This is a genomic window from Phycisphaerae bacterium (assembly GCA_012729815.1).
Lineage (GTDB): Bacteria > Planctomycetota > Phycisphaerae > JAAYCJ01 > JAAYCJ01 > JAAYCJ01.
On sequence record JAAYCJ010000123.1, the window covers coordinates 1 to 9,594 of the forward strand.

The following is a 9,594-nucleotide window of genomic DNA, read 5'->3' on the forward strand; positions in this document are numbered from 1 at the left end:
AAATCCCTATCGGCGTTTCTGCCTGCGCCCCCAAAAACGCCGATTTGCCTCCAGAGCAAACCCATGCTATCTTTATCCGGCGGGGACCATCCGCCTTCCCCCGCCCGCGCGTCGCCTCCGGCGACGTTTGACAACTCCATACCGCCCAGCCGACCGATCAGGCCACGCCCACTCCCCCGATAAGCCACAAGGGCCTCGGCAAATCGTACCATTTGTACAGAACCCGCCCAGACCCATTCTGCATTCAGTGTTCTGATTTCTGCACTTTGCACTTTGCATTTTGCATCCGCCCTGGGCCCTCCCTCCCACGAGGCCGCGCAAATCTGACAATTTGTACGAAACCCGCGCAACCCACGCACCGGCAACGCCCTGCAACCGCGCCCCCCGAAATCCCGGACTTGTACCGATCGTACGTTTTGTACAAAACGTACGCCCCCTCTTGCCCGATCTACCTGCTCTCTGATCCCCGGTCTTCTCCACCTGGTCCGCGTGCTCCGCGCTACTCCTGCCCGATCCGCCGATGTCCTCCATTCGGGGAAAGACTCCGCCGAGGCGGCCGAGTCACAGCGAAATCCCTTGCAACCGCTTCCCGCCCCCACTAGATTGATTCTTCTTTTCTTTCAGGAGTTTACGCAGGAGTCTACGATGGATTGGAAGGCCGACTGGATCTGGCTGCCCGGCGACGGGCTTGAAATCAATACCCGCGTCCTCTTCCGTAAGACGTTCGAAGTCAAATCCTTCGACCGCGCCGAGCTTTCGGTCACCGCCGACAGCCGCTACCGCCTCTGCGTCAACGGCCGGTGGGTCTCCGACGGACCGGTCCGCAGCTTCCCCTGGCAATACGCCTACGACCGCATCGACGTGACCGGCCACCTCCAGCCGGGCCGAAACGTCATCGCCGTCGTGGTCGTCCACCACGGCGAAGGCACCTTCCATCACCTGGTGACCCGCGGCGGACTGCTCGCCCAACTCGAAATCCGCAGCGGCAAACGCACGCAGACCGTCGTTTCCGACCAAACCTGGAAACTCGCCGTCGATCCCGGTTACAACCGCCGCAGCCCGCGAATCAGTTGCCAGATGCCCCACGAGGAGCAGCTCGACGCCCGCCTCACCCCCGCCGAATGGGAGACGCCGGACTTCGACGACCGCAAATGGAAATCCGCCGTCCAGGTCGCCCCCGCTGCGAAAGGCCCCTGGGAGAACCTGACCCCGCGCGGCATCCCGCTCTTCGAGTACGAGCACGTCCGTCCGGTCCGCCTGCTCGACGCCCGCTTCGTCCACGCCCCCGGCCATGTCGAGGGCATCAACCTCAAGCGGGTCCTCTGGCCCGGCCGCACCGACTCGAACCATCGGGACTACCGCGGCGTCCTGGCCACCACGATCGTCAGCGCCGCCGCCCAGACCGTCCGCCTCTTTGCCCCGCCCGCCGGCATCGCTGAGTGGTGCCGCAACACCGATTGCACCTCGGCGTACCTCAACGGCCGCCTTCTGAACTTCAGCGACCGCGACCACGTGGACGTGCGGCTCCGCAAGGGCCCCAACTCCCTGCTCGCCGTCATCGATCGCCGCCATCACGAGGACGAGTGCATCTTCATCGCCGACGGTCCCAAGCCGATCGAACTGGCCAATCCCTTCGGTCCCGGCCGATGGGCCGCCGCCGGGCCGTTCCAACCGGACGACCCGCTCTGGGCCAAACTCAAAAAGCTCCGCTCGACCGACAAGGCGGGCGAGCTGGCCGACTGCTTCAAAGCGGCGACCGATCGCGACCTGGTCAGCGCCGATGTCCTGGCCCAGACGGTCCGCCGCGACGTCCTGCCCGGCCGCCCGCAGATCGTCGATCCGGACAACATGCTCGCCGACAACGAGGAACTCACCGTCATCCGCGGCGGCAAGAATGACATCGAACTCCTGCTCGACTTCGGCGCCGAACTCAACGCCCACGTCGGCTTCGAAATCGACGCGCCCGCCGGCGTGACCCTCGACGCCAATGTCTTCGAGGCCTTCTTCGAGGGCCAGCCGCAGTGGACCTGGCAGAACCACTCCAGCTTCCGATACGTCACCCGCCAGGGCCCCCAGCGATACCTGAGCTTCCGCCACTTCGGCGGCCGGTATCTCGCCCTGACCATCCGCAACCTCCGCGGCGAGCTGCGCATCCGCCGCCTCCACGCCCTCTTCGTCCACAACCAGGTCCAGCACCGCGGTCGCTTCGAGTGCAGCGACGACCGCCTCAACCGCGCCTGGCAGGTCAGCAAGCAGACCCTCCTGTGCTGCATGGAGGACACCTTCACCGACTGCCCGACCTATGAGCAGACCTACTGGGTCGGCGACGCCCGCAACGAGGCCCTCATCTGCCAGGCCGTCTTCGGCGAAGACCGCATCGTCCGCCGCTGCTGCGAACTGCCCGCCCTCTCGCTGCGGCAACAGCCGCTGACCGTCTGCCAGGTCCCTTCCGCCTGGACCGACATCCTGACCGCCTGGAGTTTCATGTGGGTCTTCATGGTCGCCGAGTACTTCCACTACTCCGCCGACCGCCGCACCCTCGGGCGGACGCTCTACCCCGCCATCCGCACGATGTTCAACAACATCCGCAGGAAGTTCATCGATCCCGATACCGGCCTGGTCCGCATCGACACCTGGAACATGTTCGACTGGGCCAACACCGACACCAACCATCCCATCACCCTCCACAACAGCATGTTCATGGTCCACGCCCTGCGGCTCTCCGCCGATCTGGCCAAGGCCCTCGGCAAGACCGCTGAGGCCCGCGAGTGGAGCCGGTGGGCCGACGAACTGGCCAAAAACATCAACGCCCACGCCTGGTCCGCCGACCGCCAGGCCTACGTCGACAGCATCCACGCCGACGGCCGGCCCAGCACCACCGTCTCGCGACAGACCAACACGCTCGCCCTCCTCTACGACATCGCCCCTCGCGACCGGGCCAGAAAGATCGAGCCGATCGTCCTGAACCCCGCCGGCAGGAACGTCGTCGAATACGGCAGCCCCTTCGCCATGTTCTACCTGCTCGAATGCTTCGCCAAGGCCAAACGGTTCGACCTGATCCGCAAGGACTTCGCCCGGATCTGGGGCGAAATGCTCGACGCCGGGTCCACCACCTTCTGGGAACACTGGCACAGCCCCTCCAGCGGCAAGTACCCCGCCCGCAGCTACTGTCACGCCTGGTCGGCTGGGCCCGCCTGGTTCCTCTCCCGCTACGTCCTGGGCGTCACGACCCTTACACCCGGCGGCGGCAAGGTGCTCATTCAGCCGGAGCTCTTCGGCCTGCGGTTCGCCCGCGGAACCATGCCCACCTTCGCCGGCGATATCCACATCGAGTGGACGCGAAGCGGCTCGGACCTGCTCGTCGAACTCGAGATTCCCGAAGGCATCCAGGCCCAGTTCGCCGTGCCCGACGGCTTCGACGCCAAGGCCATCGAGATCAACGGCAAGAGGCACGCCGGATCGCCGGCCAAGCCCATCCGGCTGCCCAGGACCCGCGCGGTCAGCCTCCGCCTGACCGGCCGCAAGCCAAAACGCTGATGAACGCCGAAAGGATTGCAACAATCCTGCAGATCGCCCTGATCGCCGGCAGCGTGGCGATCTGGGCCGCCGTCATTCGCGCTTGCGTCCGGCGACGCTGCCCGCTGCGGCTCGATCCCGGCCCTTCGCCCGAAGCCGTCCAACTCTCCCTCGGCCACGTCCTGGCCGTGGTTCTCATCCTGTGGATCGTCTCGTCGCTCGGCTACGGTGCGTTCGATCAGTTCGCCCCGCTGGTCGCCGATCCCGGAATCGACGAGATGGTTCGCGACACCGTTGTGCTCGTCCTCGGCGAGTGCGCCGCCGTCGCCTTCATGTTGCTGTACCTTGGCCTCGCCAAGCCCCTGGCCGGCCTCTTTCCTTCCGACCCCGCCAGCCGCGCCCTGCAAATCCCGCTTCGAGCCGCCCTTGCCTACGTGGCGGTCTTTCCCCTGGTCAACTACCTGCTGCTCTACCTGGGCATATTCCTGTCCGAAAAGGTCCTGCACCAGGAGGTTATACCGATTCACCCGGCCATGCAGCTTATCGATTCGCCTCAGGCCACCCCCGCGGTCAAAGCCCTGGTCATCCTCTCCGCTGTCGTCCTGGCCCCCCTGGCTGAGGAGCTTTTCTTCCGCGGCATGGTCCAGAACTATCTGCTGGCCGTGGTCCGCCGCCCCTGGCTGGCCATCGCCCTGTCCGCCGGCCTCTTCACCGCCGTCCACTCGCCGCTGTACCACACCTTCCCCGCCCTGTTCCTCCTTGGCGGTTCGTTCGGCTGGATATACTACCGCTACCGCAGCCTGGCCTACCCCATCGCCTTCCACACCCTCTTCAACGCCGGCACCTTCCTCTTCTATTTCCTGACCGGCGAACTGCAGTAGCCCAGCCTTCCGAGCACGCGCACCGCCGCCGGAAACGCCCAACGCTATCCGCGCCGCCTTCGCCTAACTCAGGGTCAGGAAGTCCAGCAATGCGAAGGCGAGTTCCACCAGCGCCACCGGCAACCCGAGGGCGAATTGATCCCAGAACCCCTGCGGATTCTGGCATCCTCCGCCCAGCACCGCCAGACCGCCCAGAACCACCGCCGCACCCGACCATCGCAACGTCGCCCGTTTCATCCTCAGCACTCCTGAAAGATGCGTTCCGCAAACCACGAGCCTTCCGGTACGAAGGTCAGGATACCCGCCGCCGGCGGACGATGCAACCGTTTTGGCCGCCATCCGCGGGTCCGCGGACTTGCGGCGCGGGCGGCTGCACCGGATTCATCCCTTTCGCATTTCCGGATTGCGTTGGTCGCGATATTTTTGTGTCAAAGCGGCCGGAGTCGCCGATATAATAATCCAAAAGTCAGAAACATTAGGGAGATGTTCCATGAAGCGACTGGCGGTCCTGTTGATGGGTTTGTCACTGACGTTGGCTTTGTCCTCCTGCGCCCTGTTCGAAAAGAAGAAGATGACGTCCGACACCGAGACGGACCAGATGGAAGACATCAGCCCGTCCGAAGGCGACCTGGACGCCCCTCAGCCCGGCTCCGACATCCAGACGATCACGCCGGATGACCCGGCCGGCGGTTACGGCACGCCGCCGACCACCCACGTGGTCCAGAAGGGCGACACGCTGTACAAGCTCGCCCGGCAGTACTACAACAACCAGAGCATGTGGAAGAAGATCTGGGAAGCCAACCGCGACGTGGTGCCCAATCCCAACCAGCTCAACGTCGGCACGACCCTGCAGATCCCGTAGGCGTCCGATGACCAACGCCACCGGGCTCGATACCCCTGTCCGCTACCTCAAGGGGGTGGGCCCCAAACGGGCCGATCTCCTGAACGATCTGGGGATCGGGACGGTTCGCGACGTGCTGGAGCACTTCCCCCGCCGCTACCGGTTCTTCGATCCGGTCGGCTCGATATCCGAACTACAGGTCGGACAGGAAGTTACAATCGTCGGCGAGATCACCCGGGTGGACTACCGGCGGTTTCCCCGTCCGCCGCGGATCACCTGCGTGGTGGCCGACCGCTCGGGGGAATGTCTGGTCAAATGGTTCAACTGCGGGTACCTGGCCGAGCGGCTCAAGGAAGGCCACTGGATCAAGATCCGCGGCAAGGTCTCCGAGTGGCGCGACCGGCTGATCTTCACCAACCCGCAATTCGAGCTGTTCGACGGCGATCCCGGGGCAATCGAGGACCAGGTTTCCCAGCCGATCTACCCTCACCAGGAGCAACTCGGCAAGGCCCTGATCCCGAGCCTGGTCCGCACCGCACTGGCCCAGTACGCTTCGTATCTGCAGGACTGGATGCCGCCCGAGCAGCGGGCGGCGAGCGGCCTCGTGGACCTGCCCCGTGCTTACCGCAGCATCCACGAGCCGGAGAGCGATGAGGACTGGCAGATCGCCCGCAAACGGCTGGCCTACGACGAGCTGTTCTTCATGCAGCTTGGCCTGACGATCACGCATCGCAACCGCCGCGCCGCATCGGTCCGCAAGCTCCACTGCACCGAAGCGGTCGACCAGCGGATCCGCAGCCGCTTTCCCTTCCAACTGACCGCCGCCCAGGACCGGGTGATCGAGGAGATTGTCACCGACCTGGCCTCGGAGCACCCGATGAGCCGGCTGATCCAGGGCGACGTGGGAGCGGGCAAGACGGTGGTGGCGCTGTACGCTGCGCTGGTCGCAGCGGCGAACCGGGCGCAGGTGGCGATCATGGCCCCGACGGAAATCCTGGCTGAGCAGCACTTCCGCAAGATCAACCAGTACATGGAGGGCGCCCGCGTCAGGACCGCCCTGCTGGTCGGAAATCTTCCTAAGAGCCGCCGGGCGGAGGTCCTGCGTCAGACGGCTGAGGGCGAGGTGGATATCCTGATCGGCACGCACGCGCTGCTGGAGAGCGACATCCAGTTCGCCGATCTGGCCCTGGTGGTGATCGACGAGCAGCACAAGTTCGGCGTCCACCAGCGGTTCACCATCCGCTCGAAGGGCGCGTATCCGCACTACCTGGTGATGACGGCCACGCCGATCCCGCGGAGTCTGGCGCTGACCGTCTTCGGCGACCTGGACCTGTCGGTGATCGACGAGCCGCCGCCCGGCAAGCTGCCGACGGTCACGCAGGTGCACAACTACAAGAGCGAGGAGAAGGTTTGGGAGTTTCTCAGCGGGCGGCTGGCGGCGGGCGATCAGGCGTACGTGGTCTATCCGCTGCTGGAGGATTCGGAGAAACTGGAGCTCAAGTCCGCGACGAGTTCAGCGGAGCATCTGACCGGGCGGCTGGCGCCGCACCGGGTGGGCTTGATCCACGGCCGGATGAAGGGCGAGGAAAAGCAGCACGTGATGGACCTGTTCCATCGCCGCGAGATCGACGTGCTGGTGGCGACGGTGGTGATCGAGGTGGGCATCGACGTGCCGGACGCCAACGTGCTGGTGGTCGAGCACGCCGAGCGGTTCGGCCTGGCCCAGCTTCATCAGCTTCGCGGGCGGATCGGACGCGCGGGCGGACAGGGATACTGCCTGCTGCTCTCGGATTCGCGCGGGCAGAACGCCCGCCAGCGCCTTGGCATCCTGGCGGAGACCGCCGACGGCTTTAAGATTGCTGAGGAGGACCTGCGCATCCGGGGGCCGGGCGAGTTTTTCGGAACGGCCCAACACGGTCTGCCCGAACTGAAGCTGGCCGACCTGGTCGAGGACTACGCGCTGCTGCTGGCGGCCAAGCAGGACGCCCAACGCCTGCTCCGTCAGGACCCGGACCTGAACTGGACTCGTCATCGCGAAATCCGCAGCGAACTCGTCCGCCGTCTGGGCCACCGCCTCAAACTCATCGAAGCGGCGTGAGCTGGCGAGCGTTAGTACCTGCGAAAACGTAGCATAAACGGCATGGAAAAGCTTGAATCGAGGGCAAAGCCCACTTATGCTGTCGCTTTGCTACTTAATATGGCGCAATTTTCCCTATAGATGATGACACTAGATATCCTGAAGTCACTTTCGAGTCCTTAAGGGTCTTGCGCACGATCCTGTTTCCGAAGTAGTCAGATGCCTCACGAATCGAACCAGTGACAGCAGCGATGTAGGCAACTCCGCGTAGCTACGAGAGCAATCGCATAGCATAATTATGAATAATTACTCAGTTCAATTTCACCAAAGAACAGGCCGATGAAGTACAATACGGATGATTCCGTCACTGCCGTGACTGTTGGTTCCCTCTTTGCAGCCATTGGGGGATTCTGCAAAGCCTTTCAACAGAATGGCGCGACCGTTTTTTGGGCAAGCGACAGGGACCGCTTTGCGGCCCAGACATTCACAGCCAACTTTCCTGGCGTTCGCTACCTTGAGAAACCAGTAGAGGATTTGTCAGTACATGCGGACCAACTGGAACCCATAGATGTCCTGACCGCAGGCTTTCCCTGCCAAGCATTTTCCATAGCTGGCGAAAAACGAGGTTTCGGCGATCCCAGAGGTCTGTTGTTCCTCCATATCATCAGAATAATAAATGAGTTTGGGAAGAAGAAGCCAAAGATACTTCTACTTGAGAACGTCAAGAATTTGAAAGCCCACGATAGAGGCCGCACGTTCAAGCGAATTCAGACAGAGATACAAAAGGCAGGCTACTGGTTTGGCGACGCAAATGCCAGAATAATGAATACGGCTGATTACACTGATATACCTCAGAATCGACAGCGAGTCTTTATGGTCGCTATGAGTCAGGCGCACTTCCCCACCAACTCCTTCATATTCCCCGACCCAACCCCAAACCTGAAGCTTCGGTCAGTGCGCTCTTTCCTCGACCTTGACCGGAAAGCGGACGAGGTTTTCTACTTCAAGCCTGATTCGCAGTACTATGATCTGTTTCGCAACGCCATAGAGACTGGGGGGCGTGGGTATGTCTACCAGTTACGACGAAGCTACGTTCGCAGGAATATGTCCGACATGTGCTTCACCCTTATGGCGAATATGGGCGAGGGGGGGCACAACCAGCCCGTGATCAAGGACCGATGGGGAATCCGGAAACTAACACCTAGAGAGTGCGCTCGCCTGCAGGGATACGAAGATGTATGGTTTCAGATCCCCTCGTCACTATCGAACAGTCAGATATACAAGCAGATTGGGAACTCTGTCACAGTCCCTTTGGTGGCACAACTGGCAGAAAGAATTGTGGAACTAATCCGGTTTCGAGACGAGAAGGCACAAAAACGATGAACTGGATCTTCGCAAGCAACAACGGTGGACGCGACAGCGGCTTTCACGACGCAGGCGTGGAAACGTTCAAAGGCAATTTCGACCGATACCTCGCTCGTGAGATGATTCAGAACAGTTTGGATGCTCGCCTTGATCCTAGCAGGCCTGTCCATATCAAGTTCGAACGGCTTCAGCTGTCTCGGAGTGATATTCCTGCCATGGATTCTCTCCAGAATACTTTTGCACAATGCGCGGAATACTGGAAAGAGGACGAGAAGGCCCGCGCCTTCTTCGAACATGCCAAGAAGCTTGCCGCAAGACGTGAGATCTCCGCCCTCAAGGTCAGCGACTATAACACAACTGGAGTTCCTGGAACCGATACTGATCGCACGAAAAACTGGTACCACTTGATACGGTGTGCTGGCTCGTCCTCAAAGGGAAGTGGCGAAGGAGGATCATTTGGCATTGGCAAGAATGCTCCATTCGCCGCAAGCAGGCTCCGAACGGTTTTCTACTGCACAAAGACCGTCGACGGTGGCGTGGCGTTTCAAGGCGTTTCTACATTGGTCTCCCATCACTTGCCTGATGGTTCAACGGCTCAGCCTACTGGTTTTCTGGGAAGCAGAAATGGCGCGTCAGTTCGTGTGCCCGAGCGGATTCCAGCTGCGTTTCAACGAGAAGAGTGCGGTCTCGACATCGTCGCTCTCGAGTACCCGTTTGCAGAAACTTGGCAGGATGATTTGGTCTACTCCGTTCTTGACAATTTCTGGCCAGCGATTGACTTTGGGGATCTTGTCGTAACCGTCGGCAATCAGATCATCAACCAGTCCAATCTTTCTGAGCTTCTGAGTGCTTTCAGTACCCGAGAAGACTTTACCGCCCACTTCTTCTACAAGGCACATAGATTGCCGAGTCAT

Annotated in this window: 7 protein-coding genes; 6 read left to right on the top strand and 1 reads right to left on the bottom strand. The window is 61.9% G+C overall.

Annotated features, from left to right (window positions below):
• Positions 1-645: 645 nt before the first annotated feature.
• Positions 646-3,537, top strand: a complete 2,892-nt coding sequence (locus tag GXY33_08570) for a hypothetical protein (protein ID NLX05183.1) — start codon at positions 646-648, stop codon at positions 3,535-3,537.
• A complete protein-coding gene (locus GXY33_08575; protein NLX05184.1) occupies positions 3,537-4,397 on the top strand; it encodes a CPBP family intramembrane metalloprotease in 861 nt (286 codons plus the stop codon). The genes GXY33_08570 and GXY33_08575 overlap by 1 nt, the downstream gene beginning before the upstream one ends.
• A gap of 63 nt (positions 4,398-4,460) precedes the next feature.
• Here the strand turns inward: GXY33_08575 and GXY33_08580 are convergent, their stop codons facing one another.
• Positions 4,461-4,634: a hypothetical protein gene (locus GXY33_08580; GenBank protein ID NLX05185.1), complete on the bottom strand. Its 174-nt coding sequence runs from the start codon at positions 4,632-4,634 to the stop codon at positions 4,461-4,463.
• Between the two features lie 253 nt (positions 4,635-4,887).
• On the opposite strand from GXY33_08580, the gene GXY33_08585 reads away from it, so the two are divergent.
• From GXY33_08585 to GXY33_08600, 4 genes are all read left to right on the top strand, one after another.
• Positions 4,888-5,259: a LysM peptidoglycan-binding domain-containing protein gene (locus GXY33_08585; protein NLX05186.1), complete on the top strand. Its 372-nt coding sequence runs from the start codon at positions 4,888-4,890 to the stop codon at positions 5,257-5,259.
• A gap of 7 nt (positions 5,260-5,266) precedes the next feature.
• Positions 5,267-7,336: an ATP-dependent DNA helicase RecG gene (recG, locus tag GXY33_08590; GenBank protein NLX05187.1), complete on the top strand. Its 2,070-nt coding sequence runs from the start codon at positions 5,267-5,269 to the stop codon at positions 7,334-7,336.
• A 318-nt stretch (positions 7,337-7,654) separates the two neighbouring features.
• Entirely contained in the window at positions 7,655-8,698 is a 1,044-nt protein-coding gene (gene dcm, locus GXY33_08595) for a DNA (cytosine-5-)-methyltransferase (protein ID NLX05188.1), read from the top strand.
• On the top strand, positions 8,695-9,594 hold a 900-nt coding region (locus GXY33_08600), incomplete at its 3' end, for a hypothetical protein (protein ID NLX05189.1). The genes dcm and GXY33_08600, both read left to right, overlap by 4 nt.